Origin of the sequence: Chryseobacterium luteum, from assembly GCF_000737785.1 — a bacterium.
Taxonomy (GTDB): Bacteria; Bacteroidota; Bacteroidia; order Flavobacteriales; family Weeksellaceae; genus Chryseobacterium; species Chryseobacterium luteum.
Genome location: NZ_JPRO01000007.1, coordinates 315,532 through 342,512, shown reverse-complemented (window position 1 = coordinate 342,512; position 26,981 = coordinate 315,532). Strand labels below are relative to the sequence as shown.

At 38.2% G+C, this 26,981-nt stretch carries 25 protein-coding genes; 15 read left to right on the top strand and 10 right to left on the bottom strand.

The features are described from left to right. A partial coding sequence (locus IX38_RS10915) for a hypothetical protein (RefSeq protein WP_034704741.1) occupies nucleotides 1–233 on the bottom strand: 233 nt, incomplete at its 3' end. Between the two features lie 152 nt (nucleotides 234–385). Continuing rightward, complete coding sequence (locus IX38_RS22605; RefSeq protein ID WP_185097678.1) at nucleotides 386–538, bottom strand: hypothetical protein; 153 nt, start codon at nucleotides 536–538, stop codon at nucleotides 386–388. Between the two features lie 733 nt (nucleotides 539–1,271). Between IX38_RS22605 and IX38_RS10905 the strand changes: the two genes are divergently transcribed. Further along, the gene (locus tag IX38_RS10905) at nucleotides 1,272–1,640 is read left to right on the top strand and encodes a glycine-rich domain-containing protein (RefSeq protein ID WP_051884637.1); all 369 of its coding nucleotides are present in this window, start codon (nucleotides 1,272–1,274) and stop codon (nucleotides 1,638–1,640) included. Between the two features lie 344 nt (nucleotides 1,641–1,984). Here the strand turns inward: IX38_RS10905 and IX38_RS10900 are convergent, their stop codons facing one another. Both IX38_RS10900 and IX38_RS10895 read right to left on the bottom strand, forming a co-directional pair. Continuing rightward, on the bottom strand, nucleotides 1,985–2,854 hold the full coding sequence (locus IX38_RS10900; RefSeq protein WP_034704736.1) for a polyphosphate kinase 2 family protein: 870 nt from the start codon (nucleotides 2,852–2,854) through the stop codon (nucleotides 1,985–1,987). Between the two features lie 153 nt (nucleotides 2,855–3,007). Further along, on the bottom strand, nucleotides 3,008–3,472 hold the full coding sequence (locus tag IX38_RS10895) for a DUF1573 domain-containing protein (RefSeq protein WP_034704735.1): 465 nt from the start codon (nucleotides 3,470–3,472) through the stop codon (nucleotides 3,008–3,010). Nucleotides 3,473–3,602: 130 nt separating this feature from the next. Between IX38_RS10895 and IX38_RS10890 the strand changes: the two genes are divergently transcribed. The 6 genes from IX38_RS10890 to IX38_RS10865 all read left to right on the top strand — a co-directional run bounded on the left by IX38_RS10890 (nucleotide 3,603) and on the right by IX38_RS10865 (nucleotide 10,167). Continuing rightward, nucleotides 3,603–6,305 (top strand): valine--tRNA ligase, encoded by a 2,703-nt coding sequence (locus IX38_RS10890; protein ID WP_034704732.1) that lies wholly within the window; start codon nucleotides 3,603–3,605, stop codon nucleotides 6,303–6,305. A 46-nt stretch (nucleotides 6,306–6,351) separates the two neighbouring features. Next, on the top strand, nucleotides 6,352–6,987 hold the full coding sequence (locus IX38_RS10885; protein WP_034704729.1) for a DUF4241 domain-containing protein: 636 nt from the start codon (nucleotides 6,352–6,354) through the stop codon (nucleotides 6,985–6,987). 65 nt (nucleotides 6,988–7,052) lie between these two features. Further along, on the top strand, nucleotides 7,053–7,943 hold the full coding sequence (locus IX38_RS10880; protein ID WP_034704726.1) for a ribokinase: 891 nt from the start codon (nucleotides 7,053–7,055) through the stop codon (nucleotides 7,941–7,943). Between the two features lie 90 nt (nucleotides 7,944–8,033). Further along, a complete protein-coding gene (locus tag IX38_RS10875; protein WP_034704723.1) occupies nucleotides 8,034–8,879 on the top strand; it encodes an alpha/beta hydrolase family protein in 846 nt (281 codons plus the stop codon). Further along, nucleotides 8,876–9,520 (top strand): HD domain-containing protein, encoded by a 645-nt coding sequence (locus IX38_RS10870; RefSeq protein WP_034704721.1) that lies wholly within the window; start codon nucleotides 8,876–8,878, stop codon nucleotides 9,518–9,520. Before IX38_RS10875 ends, IX38_RS10870 begins: the two co-directional genes overlap by 4 nt. 38 nt (nucleotides 9,521–9,558) lie before the next feature. Then, complete coding sequence (locus IX38_RS10865; RefSeq protein ID WP_051884634.1) at nucleotides 9,559–10,167, top strand: hypothetical protein; 609 nt, start codon at nucleotides 9,559–9,561, stop codon at nucleotides 10,165–10,167. A 61-nt stretch (nucleotides 10,168–10,228) separates the two neighbouring features. Here IX38_RS10865 and IX38_RS10860 read toward each other — a convergent pair whose 3' ends face one another. The 3 genes from IX38_RS10860 to IX38_RS23445 form a co-directional block, all read right to left on the bottom strand. Next, on the bottom strand, nucleotides 10,229–10,459 hold the full coding sequence (locus IX38_RS10860; RefSeq protein ID WP_034704717.1) for a hypothetical protein: 231 nt from the start codon (nucleotides 10,457–10,459) through the stop codon (nucleotides 10,229–10,231). Between the two features lie 331 nt (nucleotides 10,460–10,790). Then, nucleotides 10,791–11,681, bottom strand: coding sequence for a DUF72 domain-containing protein (locus tag IX38_RS10855; RefSeq protein WP_034704713.1), 891 nt, complete (start codon nucleotides 11,679–11,681; stop codon nucleotides 10,791–10,793). Between the two features lie 95 nt (nucleotides 11,682–11,776). Then, entirely contained in the window at nucleotides 11,777–11,866 is a 90-nt protein-coding gene (locus IX38_RS23445) for a hypothetical protein (protein ID WP_117585892.1), read from the bottom strand. Nucleotides 11,867–12,177: 311 nt separating this feature from the next. On the opposite strand from IX38_RS23445, the gene IX38_RS10850 reads away from it, so the two are divergent. Further along, nucleotides 12,178–15,363, top strand: coding sequence for a TonB-dependent receptor (locus IX38_RS10850; protein ID WP_034704711.1), 3,186 nt, complete (start codon nucleotides 12,178–12,180; stop codon nucleotides 15,361–15,363). A 339-nt stretch (nucleotides 15,364–15,702) separates the two neighbouring features. On the opposite strand, the gene IX38_RS10845 is transcribed toward IX38_RS10850, so the two are convergent. From IX38_RS10845 to IX38_RS10835, 3 genes are all read right to left on the bottom strand, one after another. Then, a complete protein-coding gene (locus IX38_RS10845; RefSeq protein ID WP_262483445.1) occupies nucleotides 15,703–17,370 on the bottom strand; it encodes a ribonucleoside-diphosphate reductase subunit alpha in 1,668 nt (555 codons plus the stop codon). A 48-nt stretch (nucleotides 17,371–17,418) separates the two neighbouring features. Continuing rightward, nucleotides 17,419–17,706, bottom strand: a complete 288-nt coding sequence (locus IX38_RS10840; RefSeq protein ID WP_034704708.1) for a hypothetical protein — start codon at nucleotides 17,704–17,706, stop codon at nucleotides 17,419–17,421. Nucleotides 17,707–17,837: 131 nt separating this feature from the next. Beyond that, nucleotides 17,838–18,812 (bottom strand): ribonucleotide-diphosphate reductase subunit beta, encoded by a 975-nt coding sequence (locus tag IX38_RS10835; protein ID WP_034704705.1) that lies wholly within the window; start codon nucleotides 18,810–18,812, stop codon nucleotides 17,838–17,840. 425 nt (nucleotides 18,813–19,237) lie between these two features. Here IX38_RS10835 and IX38_RS10830 point away from each other — a divergent pair, with 425 nt between their 5' ends. The 7 genes from IX38_RS10830 (at nucleotide 19,238) to bla (ending at nucleotide 26,948) form a co-directional block, all read left to right on the top strand. Continuing rightward, nucleotides 19,238–19,927 (top strand): ABC transporter ATP-binding protein, encoded by a 690-nt coding sequence (locus IX38_RS10830; protein ID WP_034704703.1) that lies wholly within the window; start codon nucleotides 19,238–19,240, stop codon nucleotides 19,925–19,927. Nucleotides 19,928–20,036: 109 nt separating this feature from the next. Beyond that, a complete protein-coding gene (locus IX38_RS10825; protein WP_034704701.1) occupies nucleotides 20,037–20,393 on the top strand; it encodes a four helix bundle protein in 357 nt (118 codons plus the stop codon). Between the two features lie 150 nt (nucleotides 20,394–20,543). Further along, nucleotides 20,544–21,773, top strand: a complete 1,230-nt coding sequence (locus IX38_RS10820) for an ABC transporter permease (RefSeq protein WP_034704697.1) — start codon at nucleotides 20,544–20,546, stop codon at nucleotides 21,771–21,773. Between the two features lie 109 nt (nucleotides 21,774–21,882). Further along, nucleotides 21,883–23,154 carry an ABC transporter permease gene (locus IX38_RS10815; RefSeq protein WP_034704694.1) on the top strand — a complete coding sequence of 424 codons (1,272 nt, stop codon included), beginning with the start codon at nucleotides 21,883–21,885 and terminating at the stop codon, nucleotides 23,152–23,154. Between the two features lie 118 nt (nucleotides 23,155–23,272). Beyond that, nucleotides 23,273–24,466, top strand: a complete 1,194-nt coding sequence (locus IX38_RS10810; protein WP_034704693.1) for an efflux RND transporter periplasmic adaptor subunit — start codon at nucleotides 23,273–23,275, stop codon at nucleotides 24,464–24,466. Between the two features lie 135 nt (nucleotides 24,467–24,601). After that, on the top strand, nucleotides 24,602–26,125 hold the full coding sequence (locus IX38_RS10805) for a glycosyltransferase family 39 protein (RefSeq protein ID WP_034704692.1): 1,524 nt from the start codon (nucleotides 24,602–24,604) through the stop codon (nucleotides 26,123–26,125). A 73-nt stretch (nucleotides 26,126–26,198) separates the two neighbouring features. Then, the gene (gene bla, locus IX38_RS10800) at nucleotides 26,199–26,948 is read left to right on the top strand and encodes a subclass B1 metallo-beta-lactamase (RefSeq protein ID WP_034704691.1); all 750 of its coding nucleotides are present in this window, start codon (nucleotides 26,199–26,201) and stop codon (nucleotides 26,946–26,948) included. The last annotated feature ends 33 nt before the right edge of the window (nucleotides 26,949–26,981 follow it).

Below are 26,981 nucleotides of genomic sequence, written 5' to 3'. Positions count from 1 at the left end.
TTGGATGCCGGAACCAGAAGAGCTTTTCTTCTGTCACTCAGCTCAGAAGTGTTTCTGTTCTTTTCCTCTTCAGTAGGCCTGTTCTGCGGATCTCCCAAACTTTTGAAAGCCTTATCAAAATTCTCCATCTGAGGAGTCTTCATGCTTTCTACGGTATTGACTGCTGTTCCTTCATTATTACAGGAAATAAGACTTATTATAGCGATTGCTGATAATAATAAATGTTTTTTCATAGCTAAAGTTTAATGATTGGTGTATAAAAACTAATTTTTGATAAATTTATAAAAAAAAATTACATGAACAATAATTTATTCACGATTTAGTGTTTTTTAGGTTGAATTTTTTTAGTGTTACCAGCTATGATGTAATAATTTACATGTATGTATTATTCCCTTTCGAGTGTTTTTTTAGCTTCTTCCAGTTCCGTTTTTTCCTTTTTTCCCATCTGTGGGTATTTCAGACCCATATTTTCAAGGGTGTCGATAATGATCTGTATAGCGGCAACTCTTGCGAACCATTTATTGTCTGAGCAGTACATACCATGGTGCATATTCTTTTGAAGTTTCGTTGATAGCCGTTTTTAAACCGGTCACATGATGAAAGCGTGTCGGCATGCCGAATTATCTGTGATAAAATTAATATTGAATAAAATTTGAAAATTATACAAGACGTTTATAAGGTTTTTTTAAAACAATAAAAGATTTTTATAAGATTTTTATATTGCATGAATTAGGCAAATTTGTTTCAAAGAAATTAAAGTGAAAAATGAAGTTTTACTATTAGATGCAAAAAATTATGATACAGGTTGTGCTGTGTATGTTTTAATTGGTTCATCAGCAATTCTTACAAACGTATCGTTCATTTTTATGGGTATGGTTAACTTGAATATTCACTTATTCATTATTTTCATGATTGTCATTTTGGGCTGGGTTATTAATGAAAACAGGATCTACAAAAACAAAAACAGAAAATATGTGCTTTCCGTTTCTTAAAAAGGTATTTCCGATTTAAGAAAATCAAATTTACTGTCTTGGAAAGAAATTTCTGAAATCCAAATCATCGATCATGTACTTTCTGTGACTGTAGATTCTGAACCGGGAAAGGATTTCAAACTTGCATTAAATACTACAAATTTTTATGAACGGCAAATGACAATTGATGATTTTGTGAAATTCATTAATTGCTATTATAAGAAGAACATTTATACGTATACTTCTCCTCCATCCTGTGGATGTTGTTAACTAAATGATTAATCCTCAATATCTCACATTATGAAACCGGAATTAAATTCAATACAGTTAACTTTATCCCAATTAAATTATTCTGAAAACCCTCTGTGGAAAAGAATTGCCGAATACCAAATAGATCAGTCTGATGCTGCACTTCCTTTTTCCAGAAAACTGGGGCAAACTGAAGGATGGACAAGACGATTCTGCCTTTTGGCCATTGAAGAATATAAAAGATTTATCTATTTATGTTGCGTTTCAAAAAATGGAGCTTCACCTTCAATGATGGTAGATAAAGTCTGGCATATGCACTTGCTTTATACGACCGAATATTGGAAAGAATTTTGTCCTGATATTTTTACAGAGAGAGCTCCATCATTTCCCGAGTTTAGGCGGAGTTACTGCCTTCAATAAACATCAGGATTGGTACTTAGAAACCTTAAAATTATACATTATCGTATTTAAACAAAATCCACCAAAAGATTTTTGGAAAATTCCCAAAGAAATTATCCCCTTTTTACTGCCCGAAAAAATGAATGATAAAAATTACGTAAGACAGCCGAGCTGGAAAAAGATAATACAGAATTTACTTTCAAAAATTGATATAATCAGAAAATCTGTTTAAACTTATACTTTATATAGTTGGCCCATCGCAAAGGCACAAATTATGAAAATCTTTGATTTCCCTGCGCCTGAAAACATCCATACAGTTTGCGCCTTTGTGATTTTCCAACAAAGAAGTTTAAACAAATTCAGAATTATTCTTTTTCTAACTGTTTTTTAGCTTCCTGTAAATCCAATTTGTCTTTTTCAGAAAGCTGTGGGTATTTCAGGTCCATCTTTTCAAGGGTGTCGATAATGATCTGTATAGCGGCAACCCGTGCGAACCATTTGTTGTCAGCAGGCAGTACATACCATGGTGCATATTCTTTTGAAGTTTCGTTGATGGCCGTTTCATAAGCTTCCATATATTGTGGGAAAAGCGCTCTTTCAGGAAGATCGGCGGCGGAAAACTTCCAGTTTTTCTCCTGCTCGTTGATTCTGTCTAAAAGTCTTTTCTTCTGCTCGTCCTTAGAAACATTTAAAAATATTTTAACAACAGTAGTTCCGCTCTGTGTAAGGTGCTTTTCAAAATTCCGGATGCTTTCATACCTGTTCTCCCAGAATTTAGCATCAAAATCCTTTACGGAAGACCATGTTTTCTCACTGAGATTATATTCAGGGTGAACCTTGCATACCAGAACGCTCTCATAATGTGACCGGTTAAAGATGCCTATCATTCCCTTCTGTGGAAGAGCCAGATAATGTCTCCACAGAAAATCGTGGGAATATTCTTTTGAACTTGGAGTTTTAAAGCTGGTAACATTGCAGCCCTGTGGATTTACACCCCCGAAAACATGCTCTATCAGGCTGTCTTTTCCCGCTGCATCCATTGCCTGGAGGATTACGAGAAGAGATTTGCTGCCATCAGCATAAAGCTTTTCCTGAAGTTCCCGCAGCTTTTCTTTTTCAGCGATTAATAACTGCCCTCCTTCTTCTTTGGTAAGTTTTCCTTTATATTCCGTTGAATTTTTTTTTATTGAAATCTTTCCTTTTACCAGGAAATCGTCCGAGAAATTGGTGTCCATGCTTTTTTAATATTTAATGATTTAAAAATTTAAAGATTGAAAAATTAGAAATTAAGGAGGTTTTTTCAACTGACTTCTAAAACCTAATCTTATTTTAAATGTAATAAAAAAACCGTCTTCACTGAAGACGGTTCCTTTATTTTTTAGTAGAGATTACTTTGCGGCTGTTTTTTTAGCAAGTTTAGCTGCTTTCTTTTCCGCTTTTGCTGCTGCTTTCTGTTCTTCAGCTGTTAAAGGCTTTGGTTCAGGAGCGTTGGCGTCTACATTACCTTTAATGTAGATTACACTTCTGCTGTTAGCAGGGTCATTAGAGAAAACTTCGATCATTTTGTTGAAAGGTCCGTTAAGAGTAGTGTTGTATCCTACTTTAATCTTAGCAGATTTTCCCGGCATGATAGGATCCTGGCTGAATTCAGGAGTAGTACATCCGCAAGAAGGCTTTACATTGGAAAGGATTAGAGGCTTGTCACCTGTATTTGTTACCGTAAAGAATCTTGTACCGTCAGCACTTGGTTTGATAGTACCGTAGTCAAAAGTAGTTTTGTCAAACGTAATAGTCTGTGCAGATGCTAATGCAAATGTTCCAAATAATGCAATTCCTGCAATTAATTTTTTCATATTCTTGAATGTTAATATGTTTGTTAGATAAATTTTGAGAAACAAAGTTAAAAATTATTTTAATTCATACTTAAAATTTTTTTTCTTTAGACTATTTTTGCAAATTGTAAGCAAAAAGAAATAGAATTTTATGCAGATTTCAGAAAAGTACAATCCACAGGAAACTGAACAGAAATGGTATAACTTCTGGATGGAGAACAAATACTTCCATTCGGAGCCTAATGAAAAACCACCATATACTGTGGTAATTCCTCCGCCAAACGTAACGGGGATATTACACATGGGGCATATGCTGAACAATACCATTCAAGATGTTCTCGTCCGCCGTGCAAGAATGCAGGGCTTTAATGCCTGCTGGATTCCGGGCACAGACCACGCTTCAATTGCCACTGAAGCCAAAGTTGTTGCTAAACTGAAGTCTGAAGGAGTCAGTAAATCAGATATCACCCGCGAAGAATTCTTAAAGCATGCCTGGGAATGGACCGATAAATACGGCGGAACAATTCTTGAGCAGCTGAAAAAGCTTGGTTGTTCATGTGACTGGGACAGAACCCGCTTCACTATGGAAGAAAAACTTTCCCAACAGGTGATCAAAAGCTTTGTTGATCTTTATAACAAAGGATTGATCTACAGAGGCTACAGAATGGTTAACTGGGATCCGGAAGCCAAGACCAATATTTCCGATGAAGAAGTAATATTTAAAGAGCAGAACGGGAAATTATATTTCCTTAAATATAAAATAGAAGGCACGGAAGAATTCCTTTCCGTTGCGACGACGCGTCCTGAAACGATTTTCGGAGACACAGCGGTTTGTATCAATCCGAATGATGAGAGATATGCTCATCTGAAAGGTAAAAAAGTGATTGTACCTATCGTAAACAGGGTAGTTCCTATTATTGAAGACGAATATGTTGATATCGAATTCGGAACAGGTGCTTTGAAAATTACGCCTGCCCACGATATAAATGACTACGAAATCGGGCAAAAACACAATCTTCAGATGATTGATTCTCTGGATGATGATGGGAATTTGAATGATTATGGTCAGCATTACGCCGGAAAAAACAGATTTGATGTAAGAAAGCAGATCGCAAAAGAATTAGAAGAAAAAGATCTTTTGTTAAAAGCAGAAGATTACGTCAATAAAGTGGGAACTTCAGAAAGAACAGGCGCCGTTATTGAGCCTAAAGTTTCTGTTCAATGGTTCTTAAAAATGTCTGATATTGCCAAACCGGCTTTGGATGTTGTAATGGATGATGAGGTTAAATTTTATCCTGAAAAGTTTAAAAATACCTACAAGCATTGGATGGAAAACATCCGCGACTGGAATATTTCCCGCCAGCTTTGGTGGGGGCAGCAAATCCCTGCATTCTATTATGGAGATGGCGAAAACGATTTTGTAGTCGCAGAAAACATCGAAAATGCCTTAATACTTGCAAAGCAAAAAACGGGTAACGAGCAACTGACAACTGATACTTTAAAACAGGACGAAGATGCCCTTGATACCTGGTTCTCATCTTGGTTGTGGCCAATGTCGGTTTTCGACGGTTTGCTTGATCCTGAAAATAAAGATATTAACTATTATTACCCAACTTCTGACCTGGTGACGGGTCCGGATATTATCTTCTTCTGGGTAGCCAGAATGATCATGGCAGGATTGGAATACAGAAAAGAGGTTCCGTTCAAGAATGTATATTTCACAGGAATTGTAAGAGACAAAATTGGCAGAAAAATGTCTAAATCTCTTGGTAATTCACCGGATCCGTTAGATTTGATTGAGCGTTATGGAGCTGATGCGGTAAGAGTGGGAATTATGATGAGTTCTGCTGCCGGAAATGATTTGAAATTCGATTCTGAGCAGATTGATGAAGAAGGAAATGTTTTAACTGAAAAACAGATAAAACAGAGAATGGAGGAAGGCAAAAATGCTGTTTACACTTCGCCGCTTTGCGATTTGGGAAGAAATTTCGGAACAAAAATCTGGAACGCTTTCCGATTGATCAACATGTGGAATCATGAAGATAAGCCTGCTAATTCAACAGAAATTCAGACAATTGAATGGTTTGAAAATCAGTTGAATAAATCAATAACTGAAATTAATGATCAATTCGAAAAATTCAGAATTTCTGACGCGCTGCATTTAATTCAAAAACTGGTTAAAGACGATTTCTGCGGTTGGTATCTTGAAGCAATCAAGCCTAATTATGGTGAAGGAATTTCTAAAGAAGTTTATACAAAAACGATTTATTTATTTGAAGAATTAATGAAACTGCTTCATCCGTTCATGCCTTTCTTAACGGAAGAATTGTGGCAGACTATTTCAGAAAGAAAAATAGAAGATGCTTTAATGATTTCTCAGCAGAAAAAATCAGAATCATTTAACGAAGATATTATTAAGAACTTCGAAACTGCGGCAGAATTTATTTCAGGAATTAGAAATTACCGTCAGACAAAAGGGATTTCTCCAAAAGAAGCCACTGAAATTTATACAAACGTTTCTGAAATTGCGAATGAATCTGTAATTAAGAAATTGGCAAACGTTTTTGAAATTCATTTCGGAACAAAGACGGATAAACCTAGCTTTACATTCTTGGTAGGATCAACAGAAGTTTCAATTCCTTTGAGTGAAAATTTAGATTTGGGTGAAGAGAAAAAGAAAACTGAAGAAGAGCTGGCCTATTTAAAAGGATTCCTGATCTCTGTTGACAAGAAGCTTTCCAATGAAAAATTCGTAGCCAATGCTAAGCCTGAAATTGTAGAGGTAGAGCGCCGGAAACAGAAGGATGCCCAGGATAAAATTGCTATTTTAGAAGAGAAATTGAAAACTTTATAAATAAACCTTCAAGGTTTTTAAAACCTTGAAGGTTTGACAAAATAGAATGACACACATAGAAAACATAAAAAAACTATTCTCAAAGAACTTCGTGGAAAGCCCCTTATTAGAGAGCTTTGAAGTAGGGAAGATCTATCTTTCAAGCGGAAAGCTGATCGCCTGCGATCCTTTGATCACCAATGATATGCAGCCCTTCACTACCGAATTTCCGAAGGGTGATTTTTCTGTTTTACTGCATAAAGAAAGAGAAAGTAACTGTGTAGCGTATGCAGAAATTATTTTTAGTGCTGCAGAAATTGCAGAATGGAAAATGGCGGTTACTGCAGGCCAGGACGTAAAAGATCTGGGTGAAGAAGAAATCTTCGGATATCCTGTCGAAAGCGGGATGGGATGCCTGATGGATGCCGATACCCAGAACAGCCTTAACGAACTCGAAAAAAGATTGTACCACAGCAAGGGTGCAGATTTCATGGGCATTTATGAAGAATTTTTCCATGAGTATTTCTTTGATGAGAAAGGCGCTATAGATCAGTATGCATTTCTAAAGCCGGCCGATGAGCATCCGGGTACTGTTTTTGCCTTCGAAACAGGGTACGGAGAAGGTTTTTATGCCAGTTATATTGCGTATGACAAAGATCAGAAGCCTGTAAAGATAATTACTGAATTTATTGAGATAAGTTAATTAAATTAGTTATTTTTGAAACCTAGTTTTCTGAATATAATTATATAAAACTAACATAAACACTAATGAACTTCTCATCAGAACAACCCAAAATTATTGTTGTAGGCAGTTCTTCAATCGATCTGGTTTTAGAAACTGAAAAAATTCCACAAACCAATGAAACGGTTTTAGCCGTCAATTCTGACAGTTATTTTGGAGGAAAAGGTGCCAACCAGGCGGTAGGAACAGCAAGGCTGGGAGCTAGTGTTTATTTTATCGGTTGCGTAGGAATGGATCCTTTGGGCCAGCAGATCATGAGAAATCTGGTGGGTGAAAACGTAAATGTAGGCTTTGTCTATGAAACGGATGCAGAATCTACCGGTACCGCATACGTAACCACAAGCAACGGCAACGCAGCTATTGTAGTGGTTCCGGCAGCTAACAAATGTCTCAGCATACAGCATATAGAAGATGCAGACCGTTATTTTCACACGGTAGACCTGATCCTTGTCCAGCTTGAAGTAGCAATGGAGGTCGTAGAATACACGATAAGAAAAGCTAAAAAATATGGAAAGAAAGTAGGGCTTTATGCCTCACCGGCTATGAAGATCAGTGAAGGGATTATAGAAAATGTAGATTTCATCGTAGCAAAAAGCAGTGAACTGCATACCGTTTTCGGAGAAGAAAAAAGAGAAGAGATCCTTAAAAAATATTTCAATAAGGTTTTTGTAAGAGACGATACCAATTCGACGATCTATTTCGACGGGACGGAAATGAAGTATTACAGGAATGACAAAGATGAAACCGTTTACAAAATGGGAATGGGTGATGCCTTTACTTCAGGATTTGCTGTGGCACTCTGCCACGGAAACTCTATCGAGGACTGTGTGAAATTCGGGAATGAGGTTTCCTCAAGGGTTTCCGGAGGGAAAGGCTCACAGACAGGGCTTCCGAGAATGTCGGATTTCTTTTCCTAAAGCTATTTGCCACATATCGAAAGTCAGAAACTTAACATAAAATTATAAGTAAAATATCCACTTTTATAGTGGATATTTTCTTTTTACAGTATGGAAAACCTGGAACTTATTACAAAAGATCACGCACAGCTGGCTGTTCATCTTTTCAGACCTGAAAAAAGCAATGGCAAGCTCCTTCTGATCAATTCTGCGACGGGCGTGAGACAGCAGGTGTACTTCTCATTTGCCCGCTTCTTTTCAGAACATGGATTTACAGTCATCACTTATGATTACCGGGGAATCGGGCTTTCAAAACCGGAAAACATGAAAGGTTTTAAAGCTTCCATGAGGATCTGGGGTTCCGAAGACTATAAAACCCTGACCCAGTATATCAAAACGGAATTTCCCGCATATACAAAATACGGACTGGGACATTCGGTAGGAGCACTGATCCTTGGGATGAATGAAGATTCCATGATGTTTGATCAGTTTATTTTTGTGGGAACCCAGAATGCATTTGTGGGAAACCTGAAATTCAGGACAAAAATTGAAGCTTATCTGGGGTTTGGAATTGCCCAGCCTTTAACTACCGGATTATTAGGCTATTTTCCGGCCAATTGGTTTGGACTTGGAGAAAGTCTTCCGAAAAATTGTGCATATGACTGGAGAACCTTAATTTTAAACAGAAAATCAACCAACAGGCTGTTGGAAAAAATGGATGACTATTCTAAAAATCTGACCCAAAAAGTGTTTGTGATCCGCGCGGAAGACGATGCATGGCTGACTGAAAAAGGGGTGTTGAGCCTTTTAAACAGTACATATCCTAATCTTAAACCTTCCTACAGGCTGGTCAAAACCTCGGAATCTGACAAAAAAGAAATCGGGCACATCAATTTTTTTAGAAGCTATAATAAAAAACTCTGGAATATTATTTTAAACGAACTGACAGATCAATGAAAAGTACGATTGAAAACACCGTAGAATTTGTAAAAGAAAAATTAGAAGGCGCTGAAGCAGGGCATGACTGGTACCATATGGAAAGGGTATGGAAGCTTTCAAAAAAAATAGCAGCAACGGAAGACTGCAGTCAGGAAGTTGTGGAACTTGCCGCACTGCTGCATGACATTGCAGATCCGAAATTTCACAACGGAGACGAGACCATAGCTCCCAAAATAGCACGGGAATTCCTCGAAGGACAGAAGGTCCAGGAAGATGTGATAGAAAAAGTTTTATTTATCATTAAAAATATTTCCTTTAAAAACAGAGGTGAGGTTCCGGCGGAACTGCCGGTTGAGCTTAAGATTGTACAGGATGCAGACCGTATTGATGCGATCGGAGCCATTGGGATTGGAAGGACGTTCAATTTCGGCGGTTTTAAAAACAACCTGATGTACGATCCGGAAGTTCAGCCAAGCCTGAATATGTCTAAGGATGAGTATAAAAAATCCAACGGAACAACCATTAACCATTTCTACGAAAAACTTCTGCTTTTGAAAGACCTTATGAATACCAGGAAAGGGAAGGAACTGGCTCAGGAAAGACATGATTATATGCTGGGATTTCTTGATCAGTTTTTCAAAGAATGGAATGTGGATTAAGATTCCTCTGAAAAATCTTAAATCAGTATCTTTGCAATATGGTATTTATCATTTTTGTGATCTTCTGGGCTTGTATTCTTTCTCTGATTTTCGTTAAAGTAAAATCAGGAAGGGCTGCAAAATGGGCGAAGCTGTTCCGTATTCTCACACTGGTTTTTTCAATTTCAATCTTTACATACTGGTTTATCAAAAAAAGTGTGGTGAGTTTTGTGGATAATTCGGTGGGACTGCAGGTGGTGAATAAGCTTCCCCAGACATTGGATTTCTACCTGATCAAAGTGGATACCGCTAAAAGCGGAAACCTGGAACCTAAACATATCGGGAAAATACGTCCGGAATATTACAGGATAGAATACCTTAAAATGGATAAGTCCGATGAATACTGGATCATTGGATATCTCGGTAAAAAGAACATGGTGTATTTCTCCCAGCATGCTGTTCCGAACAAAAATATAGATCAGATTGTTGAAGTCCAGAACTATATCAATCAAAGTGTAAAGCTCTCTGAAACCGCAAAAAAACAGGTAGAGGCTTATAATTATGAAAATGCAAAACTGGGAATCTGGGTATCCTTAGACTTTCTCCTTCTCTTCCTGAATCTTGTACTGCTCCTGAGAAAGGCCAAAAAAATAAGCAATGAAGAATAAGTAATTTTTAAACCGTTACTCATTACCCATTACTTATTGCTCATTACCCATTACTCATATATCATGGATAGTCCAGGATCTGCATGATCTGCTCCTTAAATTCTTCAGGACAGCTTTTTACAAGCTTATCTTTATTTTGCTTACTGATCTGGTGAGGTTCCAGCCATTCAGTGCGGTTGGCGTTCAGGCTGTGGTTATCGTAGACCCTTTTTATTTTATGATCTTCATAAAATGTATATTCATCACCAAGCCAGTTACTGGTAATACTGATTGTACAAATTTCTTTTTCCATGACATTTTGTATTTTAAAATACCGTATTCTATACGAACAGCAGTGTACCCTAAATTACTGATTTTTTTCAACAAAAACGGCTTTTCGGTTAGTTTTTGTAAATCTTACCGGAAAATGAAATGTATTTTATTATTGAATTTGTTTAAACTTCTTTGTTGGAAAATCGCAAAGGCGCAAAGTTTTAAACTGTATGGATGTTTTCAGACGCAATAAAATCAAAGATTTTCAGCAAAACTCTATAATAAAAAGTTAGAAATTTTATCGCAGATAAAATCTTTGCGCCTTTGCGATTGGCCAACTATATAAAATATAAGTTTAAACAGATTGATTGTTAAAACAGAGTCCCGTTATTATCAGAAGCCATTTGCGGAATATGAAGATCAGTTTTCCATTCCTCATTCATCTTTTTAATAAAATAGGCGGAAAGCAGCGGGGAAGCTTTTTCAATGTTCTGGTGAACAAAGAAATACACATTCTGAAGACCCTCTTTTTTCCACTTCGTCAGGTGTTTCATCCAGTCATCCAGCCTCTCATAGTCACTTTCGGCATTGGCTCCTACATATCTTATGAAGGCGTTGGGGGTTGTAAGGCGCATATGGAGCATATCTCTTCTTCCTGCGGTATCTACCAGAATGTTGGTAATATTATGGGCTTCAAAAAGCTCACACGTAGTATTGAAAACCTCTTCATCGGTAAACCATTCCGTATTTCGGAGCTCGATGGCCAGAGGAACTTCTTTTGGCCAGTCTTTCACGAATTTCTCCAGCCTGTCATAATCCTTAGGTTTAAAATTATCATGAAGCTGTAAAAAAGCCATCCCCAGTTTTTCCTCAAAATTCATGACTGCTGATGCAAACTGGGTTACCGGTTCAGTAACGTCGATCAGCCTTCTGAAATGAGAAACCGTATTGGTGATCTTCGGGAAAAATTTAAAATCTTCAGGCGTTTTTTCTTTCCAGACTGCCACCTGTTCAGGGGTAGGCATACCGTAAAAAGTAGCGTTCAGCTCAATGGAATTAAACTGCCTGGCATAATAGGTCAATTCGTCTTTGGTTCCTTTAGGATAGAATCCTTTAAGGTCGGTTTTGTTCCATTTTGCACACCCGACGGAAATGTTTTCAAGTCCTTTTTTATTCTGGTTTAAAATTTCCTTAGTTCTGGAATGGTCTTTAGGAAGCGTGAAATCTATTTTTGACGGGTCTTCTACTTGTCCGAATTTCATAGCTGAAGCTTTTTAAATTAAACTTTTAAACAAATATAAAACAAAAACTATAGAATGATCTATGGTTTTCGTTCAAACTAGTATGGTAAAACAGACTATTCTTTGATGATTTTCTTATAAATTTCTGCTGTATTGGTTTTAATTTTCATCGTGTAAGTTCCGGTAGGTTGAGCTGAAAGATTGATTTGACCAGCTTACTTTCCACATAATTGATGTTTTCAAAATAAAAAAGCTCTTCTCAAAAATATTGATTCCCGGGAATTGATTGCTTTGTTATACTTGTTCATATTTCGTTCATATAAGATTAAAATCTCAGATATGAATGCTATACTTGTTTTTGATTTAATTATATGCTCTGAAATCAGATCATATCGTGAGGTCATTAAGTTTTTTTTAAGGAAATAGTAAACTTTGTGTTACATAATGTTAATTGTATGTTACCATCCTTTATGTTCAGGGAGTCTAATTTTGCCCTGTCAACTAAGAAGAAAAATATATGAAAAAAAAACTGATCTGTGCTTTTGCTTTACTATCCTTTGGATTTGCATTTTCACAGGAAACGACCTCTAAAATTTTTGGAAGGCTAAAAGGAGTCAATTCTGAACTGACGGTAAAAGTGGTTCATGTTCCCACCAATACTGCATTTGAGACCAAAAGTAATACTAAGGGGCAGTTTAGTTTAGATAATCTTCAGCCCGGTGGTCCTTACCGTATTGAGATTTCCGATGGATCGCAAATCGTCTATACGAATGCCAACCTGCAGCTGTCTCTTGGGAATAATGACCTGCCCATTATGGAGATTGGGACTGGTGAAAAGACCATTGATGAAGTAAAGATCACCTCTAAGAGAACCACTGTTAAAAACGGAGTGGGAATCAGCCAGGCTCAGATTTCAGGCCTGCCCAATATCAACAGAGGTATTCAGGATGTAACGAAATTGGTGCCGCAAAGTGCCAATAACTCTTTTAACGGAACAAACTTCAGATACAATAACGTTACCATAGACGGATCTATTAATAATGACGCGATTGGCTTCAGCCCTTCTTTGGGTGGTCAGACCGGAACTTCGGGAATGCCGGGAAGCAGTACCCGCTCCAATTCTATAAGTCTGGATGCTATTCAGGATGTTCAGGTCTATATCGCTCCGTATGATGTGAAACTTGGTAACTTTCTGGGAGGAAGTATTAATGCGGTGACCAGAAGCGGAAGCAATGATGTAACAGGATCGATCTATGCTTACGGAAGAAATGCTGCCATTACCGGAAATAACAGGATCGGAGATAATTCAAAAATGCCGAAAGCTTTTGAAGATGTTATCTATGGTGGAAGGGTAGGATTGCCGGTCGTAAAAGACAAAGTGTTTTTATTTTCAAATCTTGAATACACGAAAAGAAGAGATCCTGTATTTTATAATGCGAATGATCCAAACGCATTGGTGAATGATGCCGTAACTCAGCAGATTTCGGATTTCGTACGGAATAAATATGGCTTTAATACAGGAAGCTTCGATGGATACAATAATTTTTCAGAAAGTGCCAAGCTTTTTAATAAACTGGACTGGAAAATCAATGATAAACATACATTATCCATTAAAAACAATACCGTATTTTCACACGCATCGAATCTTGAAAGGGATGGGGCGAATTTCAGGTTTGCCAGTATGGATTTTATCCAGAAAAATACGTCTTCCTCAACTACTTTAGAACTGAAGAGCCGTTTTAATGATCAATGGAATAATAATTTAGTATTAGGATACTCTTCTATTCATGATTACCGGGATCCTACTTCCAGCAATGCCATGTTCCCACAGGTGGAAATAGCCTATAACGGAGGAACTATTTTGTTGGGAAATGACAGGGAAGCTACAGTTTTTAACATGAAACAGAAAACTTTTGAGATCACGGATAACCTGACCTATAAAACAGGAAATCATACATTCTTATTAGGAACACACAATGAATTATATAACATTAACTATGGTTTTGTCAATGCGCTTAATGGAAGAATTTCGTATAAAAGTTTAGCGGATTTTTATAATTCTAATCCTTCGAGGATAAGAGGGACTTATCCATTTAATGGTGAAAACAGACAGACGATTTTCGATAATCCGTATGCTCAGTATAAGGTGAATCTTCTTTCACTCTATTTTCAGGATGAGATCAATTTAGGACGATTAAGATTATCTCCTGGTGTAAGATTAGATTATACTGATTTACCTAATAAACCTCTTTTAAGTCCGCAGGTACAAAGTTCTCCGATGGATCCTAATTATGGGAACACCTATACTTATACTCCGCTGAGCCAGCTAAACAACGATTATCTTACCAAGCCTACACTTTCTCCAAGATTAGGATTTACCTGGGATGTCACCGAAGACCGATCTGTAGTGGTAAGGGGAGGTTCAGGAATATTTGTTGGCAGAATTCCTTTTGCATGGCTGGGGTATGCCTATTACAACGATGGAGTAGGTTTTGGAAGTTATGATTATAATTCGCCTACCACTGCACAGCTTGCAGCGAATGGAGATCCTTTGGTAAGCGGTAATTTTCCGAAATGGCAGAACTCTTCCAAAGTACAGGTAGATCTTATTGATAACAATTTTAAAATGCCTAGAGTATGGAGAAGTTCTTTAGCCTTAGATTATACATTCGCAGGATATAAACTTACCCTGGAAGGAATCTACACCAAAGTACTTTATGATCTGAAATTCCAGCAGGTGAACAAAACAGATAATGTAACGTATTACAGCTATGATGAGAATCACGAAATGCCGGTTTATACGACCAATATCAACAGTAATTTTTCCAATGCCTACCTTTTATCCAATACCAAGGAAGGCTATCGTTATAACCTGACGGCACAGATTTCGAAATCTTATAATTTCGGGTTCAATTTCTTTATTGCTTATACCTACGGTGACGCAAAAGATATTACCAACGGAATCCGAAACTCAATGGAAAGCAACTGGCAGATGAACCAGTCTCTGACACCGAATGATCCTAAGCTTACCACCTCCAATTTTGCGATTAAAAACAGAGTGGTAGCCAATCTTGGGTATGGTTTTGATATTTCCAAATCCAACAGATTATCGGCTAATGTGTATTTTAATGCTCAGTCTGGAAATCCTTTCTCATGGGGATTTGTCAACAGTACGATTGCCAATACAGGACAGGCTGCAGGACTTTCTTATATCTTTAAAGATGCAGCAGAAGCCACAAAATATATTGTTCCGATAAAAGATGCTTCAGGAAATGTGCTGGTAACTGCTCAGCAGCAGATCGCTGATTATGAAAGTTTCGTGAGTGGTAATAAATATCTAAATACCAGAAGAGGCAAGTTCACGGAAAGGAACGGAGATTTTACCCCGTGGAATATTCAGGCTGATTTTAAAATTATGGATGAGATCAGGCTGAGCGAAAAGTCTAAGAATAACATCCAGATCTCATTAAGCATCATCAACCTTACCAATATGCTGAATAAAAACTGGGGTAAAGTTTATTTTGTCCCTAATACTTTTAATTCTACAGCAAGCGTTGGGCTTACAAAGGTTGGAAACGTAGCAGCTGGTCAGCCATCTGCCGGAGATCCTACCTATAACTTTAAAACACCGGGACTGCCTTATACTGTTGATCAGTTTGCATCCAGATTCCAGGCGCAGCTCGGAGTGCGGTATAACTTTTAATAACTAGTCTTTCATTCTTACTTATAATTTTTTCAGCAGCCCGGATTTTTTGTCCGGGCTGTTTTTATGATCAATTTTATTTAAAATAAATATACAATCGGGCTCATTTTTTCTTTTACAGGATATAACAAAGACCATAGAAAGCTCTATGGCTTTTTATCATTCAATTTGTTTTGTTGTTTTATTTTACGCCCTGTGTTTAGGTATTGGATAGCGGATTTTTTCAGTATTGATGAACGATTAACGGAAAATAAATTTTTCAATGACAAATGTTAAATTTTTTGAACAACAAAAAAGCACGCTGAAAAGCGTGCTTTAGTATGCTGATATTAATTATTACTAAGCTTCACAAGCAGAACAGCTAACAAAATTAACCATCATTTCTTTAGAGACTGAAGAACTTCTTTGATAATACAGTGTTTTTACTCCTTTTTTCCAGGCCTCAATATAAAGATAGTTCACATCTTTTACAGGCATCGTAGAAGGAATCTGTAGGTTCAGAGACTGAGCCTGGTCAATATATTGCTGTCTTTGAGCAGCCTGCGAGATAATTTCCATCGGAGAAATCTCTTTGAATGTTTTGAATACTGCTTTCTCTTCGTCCGTTAGCTCTTTCAGATGCTGTACGGAACCGTGGTTCAGCATGATTGTTCTCCACGTTTCTTCATTATCAAGACCTTTCTCTTCCAGTAATTTTGCTAAATATTTGTTCTTACGCATAAAGTTTCCTTTGGCAAGACCGGCTTTATAATAGTTGGAAGCAAACGGCTCAATTCCGGGAGACGTCTGTCCTAAGATCGCAGAACTTGAAGTGGTAGGAGCGATAGCCATTGTTGTCGTATTTCTCAACCCGTAACCTTTCAATAATTCAGGTTCGCCGTAGATGTTGGCTAATTCTCTTGAAGCTGTTTCCGCCTGCTCTTTGATATGTTTGAAAGCTCTTGCATTGAACTGAGTGGCCTCAAAACTTTCAAACGGAATCATATTTTTCTGTAAATAAGAGTGGTATCCTAAAACTCCCAATCCAAGCGCTCTGTGACGCAGTGCGAAGTTTCTGGCTCCCTGCAGGTAGTAGTTGCCTTCCGTTTTTTCGATGAATTCTGTTAAAACAGCATCAAGGAAATAAACAGCTAATTTTACAGCGTCTGTATCTTTCCACTCGTCATACAGTTCTAAATTCATAGAAGATAAACAGCAGATGAAAGATTCTTCTCTGGTAGAAGGAAGCATGATTTCAGAGCAAAGGTTACTTGCATTCACGGTCATTCCTAAATCCTTATAAACCTGTGGCTTATTTCTGTTAACGTTATCGGTAAAGAAAATATAAGGAAGACCTTTCTGCTGACGGCTTTCAAGAACTCTCGCCCAGACTTTACGCTTATCCATATCCCCGTCTATCATATCCTGCATCCAGTAATCAGGAACGCAGATCCCTGTAAATAAGTTTTGAATAGGGCTTCCGATATCTTTGATGGATAAGAATTCTTCAATGTCACCGTGGTCTACATCCAGATAAGCAGCAAAAGCACCTCTTCTTACGCCTCCCTGAGAAACAACATCCATCGCAGTATCGAATAATTTCATGAACGAAACGGCTCCTGAAGATTTTCCGTTATCTGTTACAGCAGTTCCTCTGTTTCTAAGTTCTCCGAAATACCCTGAAGTTCCGCCTCCGATTTTTGTCTGCATGATCACTTCACCCATTTTGTGGGTAATTCCTTCAATGCTGTCCGGAATATGAACGTTGAAACATGAGATAGGAAGACCTCTCTGTGTTCCCATGTTTGCCCAAACCGGAGAAGAGAAGCTGATCCATCCTTTCACGATCATTTCCTTGAAAGCGGGTTGCAGTTCCGGTTTATATAATTTTTTTGCGGCAGCAGTGGTGATTCTGTCGATGGCTCCGTCCACAGTTTCCCCTTTTAACAGATACCCTCTGTTCAGCATCTGCTCAGACTCTTCATTGAGCCACCATATATTTGAATTTTGTTCTTCCATAGATGTTATATTTTCGAATTCCGGAACAGTGTTTATGCTCCGGAATTTTGTTGCTTTTTATATTGATTGTAATATTTCCACTTTGTGCGTCCCGTTCAGGCCGCTTTCATCTCTTAATCGCTGAAACTCCTTAAAAGAAGGTACGTTTAAAACCTCATGCTGAACTTCTTCATTGATATAGTTTGAATAATGTACAAAAGTAACCCCGTCTTCTTTTAAATAAACCTTGTATTCAAATGTTTCCTGATCCAGATTTTTAAAATCATCCAGAAACTTTTGAATATGATTTTTGTTTTCCGAAACATATTCGGGTTTTACGGTGTAGGTTACGATTACATTGATCATTCTTGTGGTTTGAATTGTTTTGTCATTCCGGGGAATGAAGAAATTTTATTCCGATAAATGTTTGTATAGGCTCATCATAATATTGCTAATACTATCTGCCCTGACGCTCGCTTCGCTCGCGCCCTGTTTAATTAAAATAAATCGTTCGCTGTAATACTCTTATCGTGTTTTGTATAATCTACCGGTCTTTTGGCAAAGAAATCATCCATAGAGTTCGCAAAAACTTCCTCTTCAAACCATTTCATCGGACGGTATTGCTCGGGAGAAATATTATAACGGGTTTCCATGTCGATTTTCTTTAAACTGTCATCTACACGGTACTTCATGAAGTTCAGAAGGTCTTCTTTTGAGAAAAAGCTTAATTCTCCCAGTTCAAAGATCCAGTCAATAATTTCACCTTCCAGCTCAATGGACTGATCTACCAATGTGTAGATGTCCTCGATATCTGAATCTGTCAACAGGTCCGGCTGTTCCTCACGGATCTTGTTGATCAGGTAAATTCCTGCATTGGCGTGAATTTGCTCGTCAACGGATGTCCATGCGATGATATTGGAAACGTTCTTCATGTATCCTTTGAATCTTGTGAAAGAAAGGATGATCGCAAATTGTGAGAAAAGCGATACATTTTCGATCAGGATACTGAATAACAAAAGAGAAGATACGTATTCTTTCGGTGTTGTAGAATTGGCGTGCTTCAGAACGTTTGACAGGAAGTCAATTCTCTTTTTCACGGCAGGAATTTCTATAACATTGGAAAATTCTTCGTTGTATCCCAGTACCTCCACCAATCGGGAATAGGCTTCGGAGTGACGGAATTCGCATTCTGCAAAAGTAGCTCCAAGGCCGTTGAATTCAGGTTTTGGCAAGTGATTGTATAGGTTTCCCCAGAATGTCTTTACGGACACCTCGATCTGTGCAATGGCTAACAGTGCATTTTTCACAGCATGTTTTTCGTGCGGCTCTAACTGCGAATGAAAATCCTGAACATCTGCAGTAAAATCCACTTCCGAATGCACCCAGAACGATTTGTTGATCGCCTCTACAAACTGAAGAACCTCAGGGTATTCAAATGGCTTGTAACTTACTCTCTTATCGAAAATTCCCATATTAAAATAGCTTTAAAATTAAATAATCAGCATCACTGTGGATAACGGTGAAATAATGCTTAAATTCCTGTATGTTTGGTACTTACATATGAAACATATTCACATTGATGAATCTCGGTTTCTTGTAAAGAACTAGTGACAAAGTTCGAAAAAAAGAAATGATTTTGAAAGGGGTAAATACTAATTGGCTGAGTTTTAACTGTAAAAGTTTTCCACATTTACATGAAACCAGCGCAGATAATGGCTTAGACGGGGTTATAGGTAAAAAATAAATGAAAAATTACAATTACAGTTAAACACTTTCGCGTAATGTACTTTAAATAAAGGATAAATATATTAAACAATAAAATATTTGAATATATTATTCTTCTTGTAACAAATTGAAAATAACATCTACTTATTGGGTATAAAACAAGTACCACTTAATGTTAGTAATTCAGGATTTACATAAATCATACGATACAGGGAAAAGCAAGCTGCACGTTCTTAAGGGGATTAATCTTAATATTTCCGAGGGCGAGTTTGTTTCCATTATGGGGAGTTCCGGTTCCGGAAAATCTACGCTTCTTAATATCATCGGTATTCTGGATGAAAAAGATTCGGGAACTTATGAGCTGGATAATGTTCCGATTGAGCATCTGTCTGAAGTGAAAGCGGCAGAGTACAGAAGCAAGTTTCTGGGCTTTATTTTCCAGTCTTTCAACCTGATCAGCTATAAAACAGCTCTGGAAAATGTAGCACTTCCTTTATACTACCAGAATGTTCCCAGAAAAGAACGTAACCAGAAAGCATTGGAATACCTGGAGAAAGTAGGTCTTGCCCAATGGGCCGGTCACCTTCCCAACGAACTTTCGGGAGGACAGAAACAGAGGGTGGCCATTGCAAGAGCACTGATTACAGATCCTAAAGTGGTCCTGGCCGATGAACCAACCGGAGCACTGGATTCAAAAACAACACATGATATTATGAAGCTTCTTCAGGACATCAATAATGAAGGGCGAACCATCATCGTTGTAACCCACGAACCTGATGTAGCCGCACAAACCAAACGAAACGTAATACTGAAGGATGGCATCATCGAAAGTGATGAGTTTATCAAGCAGATTGTTTTATAAGTGAATGGTGAATTTTGCTTCGTAAGTCAATTGTGAATGGGTGGATCATCAATTTCAAATTAATTAAGTTAACAAAAATACACACAAATGAAAATGGAAAAAAGTAATCATGTTTTTAAATCTGAACCATTATAAACTCGATGTTTATCAATCGGCCAGACAGTTAAGAATTGAATGTTATAAAATTTTATCCTTAATTCCGGATAGTGAACGATTTAATCTTACTGATCAGATACGCAGAGCTTCAACGTCGGTGGTGTTAAATATAACGGAAGGATGTTCCAGAAAATCGGAAATTGAAAGAAAAAGATATTTTGAAATAGCCAGAGGTTCGGTGATAGAACTGGATTCCTGTTTTGATATCGTTATAGACTGTAATTATATCAAAAAAGAAGAGCTGGGAAAAATTGAAAATTTAATAAAAACAACATTTATCTTATTAAGCGGAATGTTGAAAAAGAAATAGAGAAAGTGAATTGTTAATAGAATAAAAGTGAATTGAAAATTAGAAATAATTTACTATAAAAACAACTTACTATTGACAACAGGGTTAATTGACTTCGGAGAAAATTCACAACGCAGTTAATTGACTTTTTACAAAGTAAAAAATAAAACTATGTTTGACCTAGATCGTTGGCAGGAAATATTCAGTTCTATCCGCAGCAATGTATTGCGGACGGTGCTTTCGGGGTTTACGGTGGCTTTGGGGCTGTTTATTTTTGTCGTTCTTTTCGGAATAGGGAAAGGGCTTCAGAATGCTTTTACCGAAGGTTTTGCAAGAGATGCACAGAATCTTATCACGATCTATACAGGCAAAACCACGCTCGCTTACAAAGGACTTCAGTCTGACAGGACGGTCACGATGGATAATGAAGATTACGATTTCCTGATCAATACAGATAAAGAAAAAGTAGGCGATGCCAGCCCAAGATATACTACCAGCTTAATGGTAAAATACGGCAAAGAAAGCGGTACTTACCAGATCAACGGGGCAGAACCGGGAGAAAAGATCATTGAGAACAGAAAGATGCTGGACGGACGTTATCTTTCGCCTATGGACCTTGAAAGAAAGCAGAATGTAGCGGTAATAGGAAGAATGGTTCAGCGTGACCTCATCAAGAACGGAAGCCCGATAGGGAAAGACCTGAACATCAATGGAACCATGTTCAAAGTAGTAGGGGTATTTTCCGATGACGGAGGAGACTGGGACGAAAGGCATATTTCCGTTCCCATTACTACCCTTCAGCAGATGAAAAAAGGCTCGGACACAGTGTCCACCGCATATATTGCCTATAATGAAAAGCTGACTCCCCAGGAAGCCATTAAATATGGTGATGAGCTTAAAGACAGGTTGAAAGCCAGGAAAAATGTTGCTCCTGATGATGAAAACGGAGTCCGTGTATGGAATAACGCCCAAAACATGAATGAGACCTTCCAGTTTATGGCAGTGCTTACCATTATTGTAGGGTTTATCGGATTGGGAACCCTGTTGGCAGGAATTATCGGGATCAGTAATATCATGGTGTACATTGTAAAAGAAAGAACCAAGGAGATCGGTGTCCGCAAAGCTATTGGAGCCAAACCCAGAAGTATTGTAGCTCTTATTGTACAGGAAAGTGTCGTGATAACGGTAGTTTCAGGAATTATTGGAGTTGCGGTAGGTGTATTGGCGCTGAGCTTAATAGGAGACAGCCTCGAAGAATATTTTATTAAAAGTCCGAGTGTAGGATGGGGAACGATCCTGATGGCATTCATAGCACTGGTTTGCTCAGGGCTTATTGCTGGATTTGTTCCGGCATACAGAGCCTCAAGGATCAAGCCGATAGAAGCATTGAGAACCGAATAATGATATCCTTATGATAATTAAAAAGATGAAAAAATAACTTTCAGTTCTACCGCTCATCAATTATCATTTATGATTTATCAATTATAGTATAAACTTATAACTCAAAGAAGTGAACATTTTATTTAAAAAAGATACTTGGCAGGAAATTTATTATTCACTGAGGAATAATAAGCTCCGCACGTTCCTTACCATGATTGGTGTAGGATGGGGAATGTTTTTGTATGTGAGTCTTCTTGGAGCGGCAAAAGGCATGGAAAACGGTTTTGATAAATTATTTTCCGGGTTTGCAACCAACTCTATTTTTCTCTGGGCTCAGAAAACCTCTATTCCCTATGAGGGATTCCCAAAAGGAAGAGAAGTTCACCTCCAGCTATCCGATATGGAAATGCTGAAAAGAAAAGTGAATGCCATAGATTATATCTCCCCGCAAAATGCCAGAGGAAGCTTTACCGGAACACCCGGCGAATCCATGTCAAGAAACGGTAAAAGCGCTACCTATTCCCTTACCGGAGATTATTCGGTGGGAAATAAAATCTCTGAAAAGAAACTTATTTTCGGACGTTATCTCAACGATGCCGATGTTATGGGAAATAAAAATGTAGTAGTGATTGGAGAAGAAATTTACAAGAATTTCTTTAATGCCAAGAAAAAAGAAAATCCCGTTGGGATGCAGGTCAATATAAAAGGTATATTCTTTAATGTGATCGGTGTTTTCAGAGTGAAAAAAGGTGGCGGTTTTGAAAATGACCGGACGGCTTTTATTCCGCTTTCAACCTATACCAAAATGTATAACGCAGGAGAGCAGATTGACATGTTTGCCATCGTAAGCAAGCCCAACGCTAATGTGAATGGAGTAGAAGAAGATGTGAAGCAGATGCTGAAGACTAAAAATAAAGTATCTCCCGAAGATACCAATGCCTTTGGAAGCTTCAACCTGGGAAAAGAATTTAAAAAACTCACAGGTTTCCTTACAGGGATGCAGCTTTTAACGATTATCGTAGGAACGCTTACCATTCTTGCAGGAGTTATCGCCATCTCGAATATCCTCCTGATCACCGTGAAAGAAAGAACCAAAGAAATCGGGATACGCAGAGCCTTAGGGGCAAAACCGGCTGAAGTAAGAAACCAGATCCTTTTGGAAAGCGTTGTCATTACACTCTCATCCGGGATCCTCGGGTTTATGTGTGGGATATTTGTTCTGATCATTTTAAATATGGTGACCCAGAACCAGGATGAATTTCCATTTTACAACCCGACTGTAAATTATGGAAACGTTTTCGGGGCCATGGCTGTAATGGTGATTCTTGGCCTTATTATCGGGATGATCCCGGCACAGCGTGCGGTAAAGATCCGCCCGATTGAAGCCCTGAGATCAGAATAATAATGTGGGAATAGGTTGATGTAGTAATTTGAAAATAATGACAGATTTTTTTAATGTTTAAATTCTTAAATATTTAAATCAGTTAAAAAACCTTAATAGTAAAAAATAAACTAGATATATGAAAAAGAAATTCACTTGGAAAAAAGCCATTTATATTGTACTGGGGCTTTTATTTGCAGTGGCATTGTTCTTCGGGATCGCGTATCTCGTAAAATCCAATTCTAAACAGAGTGAAGCTTTCCTGACCAGAAAACCAAAGTACCAGAACATGGAAGACAAGGTAATGGCAACAGGCAAGATCGTCCCAAAAGAAGAGATCGAAATCAAGCCCAATATTGCAGGAATCATTGAGAAAATTCTCGTAGATGAAGGAGATAAAGTAACGGCAGGACAACTGATCGCCACAGTAAGAATCATCCCTAATATTGCTGAGGTCAACAATGCTCAGCAGGAAGTGGTGAACTCCCAGCTGCAGATAAGCAATGCCAAAATGAATGTAGATAATATTCAGAAGCAATATGCTATGCAGGAAAAGCTGTATAAGCAGGGCGTTATTTCCAAGCAGGAGTATTTAAACTCACAGCAGCAGCTGTTTTCACAGCAGCAGGCCCTCAGAAATGCCAATCAGCAGCTGGCTACAGCCCAAAAAAGATTGCAGATTGTAAAAACGGGAGCTATTCCTGAGCTTCAGGGGCTGGCGACAACACAGATCCGTTCCAAAGCAGCAGGGACCGTTCTTGAAGTTCCTGTAAAAGTAGGAAGCCAGGTGATCGAGGCCAACTCATTCAACGCGGGGACCACTATCTGCTCCATTGCAGACCTTAATTCTTTGATCTTCCAGGGAGAAATAGACGAAGCCCAGGCAGGAAAACTGAAGCAGGGAATGGATATGAAAATCGTAATCGGTGCCCTTCAGAACAAAACGTTCCCGGGAAAACTGACCATGATTGCTCCTAAAGGAAAAGATAACCTGGGAACCATAAAATTCCCGGTAGAAGGCGATGTAAACAACCCTAACAACGAATACATCAGGGCCGGATTTTCTGCCAACGGCGAAATTGTTTTGAAATCCGAAAAAAATGCATTGCTATTGGATGAATCACTTATTCAGTACGAAAAGAAAAACGGGAAAGACACTCCTTTTGTAGAAGTGAAGCAGCCGGACGGAAAATTCAAAAAAGTATATGTAAAATTAGGTGCCAGCGACGGGATCAATGTACAAATCCTTTCAGGAATCACCAAAGACTCCGATGTGAAAGTATGGAACCCTTCCGATAAAGACAAAGAGGAGCTTAAAGAAAAGAAAAAATAGTAAACGATCACTATATATTTAACTGTAAGATCCTGGGGAATTTTTTCTCAGGATTTTTGTTTGATTAAACTGATGTAATAGATATTTGTAATAAATTGTCTTACAAGAAGCAATAACCATAATGCATAATGAACCATGAAGAAAGACCACCTACTTCTCTTTTTCTTTATCACTGCAAAATTCATCCTTCAGTATTCACTCATCAGCCCTGAATACGAACTTCACAGAGACGAATTCCTTCATCTGGATCAGGGCAGTCATCTGGCTTGGGGATATCTTTCCGTTCCCCCTGTGAACTCATGGCTGGCCTGGCTCATTAAAATACCTGGTGAGTCCGTATTTTGGGTGAAATTTTTCCCGGCACTCTTCGGAGCACTGACCATTGCCGTTGTATGGAAAATAGTTGAAGAGCTTCAGGGAAATTTGTACGCCAAAATTCTGGCTTCAACAGGTATTCTGCTTTCAGTGCTTCTGCGTATCAACATGTTTTTTCAGCCGGTTTCTCTGGAGGTACTGCTGTGGACACTTATCTATTATGTATTGATCCTGTATTTTAATTCAGGAAAAGTGAAATGGCTCTACATTGCTGCAGTGACCTTTGCAGTAGGTTTTCTCAATAAATATAATATCGCCTTTTCCGTGTTGGGAATTATTCCTGCCATTCTATTGACGAAACAAAGAAAGGTTTTTGCTCAGCCTCATCTTTATGGAGCAGCATTGCTCGCTTTATTGATTATGCTTCCCAATCTGTTGTGGCAGTACCATTATGATTTCCCGGTTGTTCATCACATGAAAGAGCTTAATGAAAGACAATTGGTACACGTTAACAGGCTGGATTTCCTTAAATCTCAGATCCTTTTCTTTATAGGTTCGCTATTGGTGATCCTGGCAGGATTTTATGCCCTGCTTTTTTATAAACCGTTTCAGAAATTCAGATCCTTTTTTTGGATGTATGTCATGACAATTGGCCTGTTTTTATTTTTCAGGGCCAAAGATTATTATGCCGTTGGGCTTTATCCAGTTTTCATAGCATTTGGGTCTGTTTTTTTGGCGCATACTTTTGAAAAAGGCTGGGAAAAGTTTCTGAAGCCTGTCTTTATCCTGATACCTGTCCTGCTGTTTCTGCCCCTGTATGATATTGCTTTTCCCAATAAAAGTCCTGAATACATCGTCAGCCATCCCGGAAAATATAAAAAAATGGGATTGCTCCGTTGGGAAGACGGTAAAGATCATGCGTTGCCTCAGGATTTTGCAGACATGATGGGATGGAAAGAGCTTGCCCGTAAAGTTGATAAAGAATATTCACGGCTTTCCGGGACTGGCAGAACTTTAGTTCTTTGCGACAGTTACGGACAGGCAGGAGCCATTAATTATTATTCCCGGGAAGGAATACAGGCAGTTTCCTTCAATGCAGATTATATCGATTGGTTTGATCTCAGCAAAAAATATGACAACCTGATCCGGGTAAAAGATTTTTCCAAAGAAGATGATGAGTTAACAGAAACAGGCCCCTATTTCGAAAGCTCCAAAGCCGCAGATTCCGTTGTCAATAAATTTGCCAGGGAAAAAGGAACCACGATCTTTAGTTTTAAAGGAGCAAAAATTGATATTAACCCAAAGCTACGCGATGAAATCAATGAAGTGAAGCATGGATATTAACACTTAATTAACTATGCTGAAGTAAATCAGGGCGGAAAATATTTTCTAATTTTACTGTAATTCTAATGAATCTATGAAATCACTATCCAAAATTGTATTTTTATCCTCAGCACTATTCTTTTTAAGCTGCAGCTCCCAGAAAAAGTTCGAAAAGGCCAAAGTGGTGTATAAAACAGATAACCTTTCCATTATTCAGCTTTCCGGTGATATTTACCAGCACATTTCCTATCTGAACACAGACTCCTTTGGAAAAGTGGAATGTAACGGAATGATTGTAAAAGACGGAAATGAAACCGTAATTCTGGACACTCCCACCAATGATAAAAGTACCGGAGAATTGATTGCCTGGATCAGGAATAGCCTTCATTCAAAAGTGAATTCCGTTGTCGCAACCCATTTCCATGATGACTGTGTAGGCGGGCTGAAAGAATTTGATAAAAATAATATCCCGTCTTACGCGAATAATAAAACCATAGAACTGGCAAAACAAAATGGTGAAAATGTACCGGGTCACGGATTTAATGATACCATCACACTGAATGCCGGAAAACATAAAATTTTGGTCAAATACTTTGGAGAAGGCCATACAAAAGACAACGTCGTTGCCTATATTCCGGATGAAAAAGCCATGTTCGGAGGCTGCCTGATCAAAGAGATGGATGCCACAAAAGGATATCTTGGAGATGCCAATGTCCAGGCCTGGTCCCAAACCGTTGAAAAAGTGAAAGCCCAATATCCGGACGTCAAAATGGTCATGCCGGGACATGGGGAAATAGGCGGGAAAGAACTTCTGGACTACACGATTAAGTTATTCAGGCAATAAACTGATCTCTCAGGCTGGTTTTTCCGGCAAAAA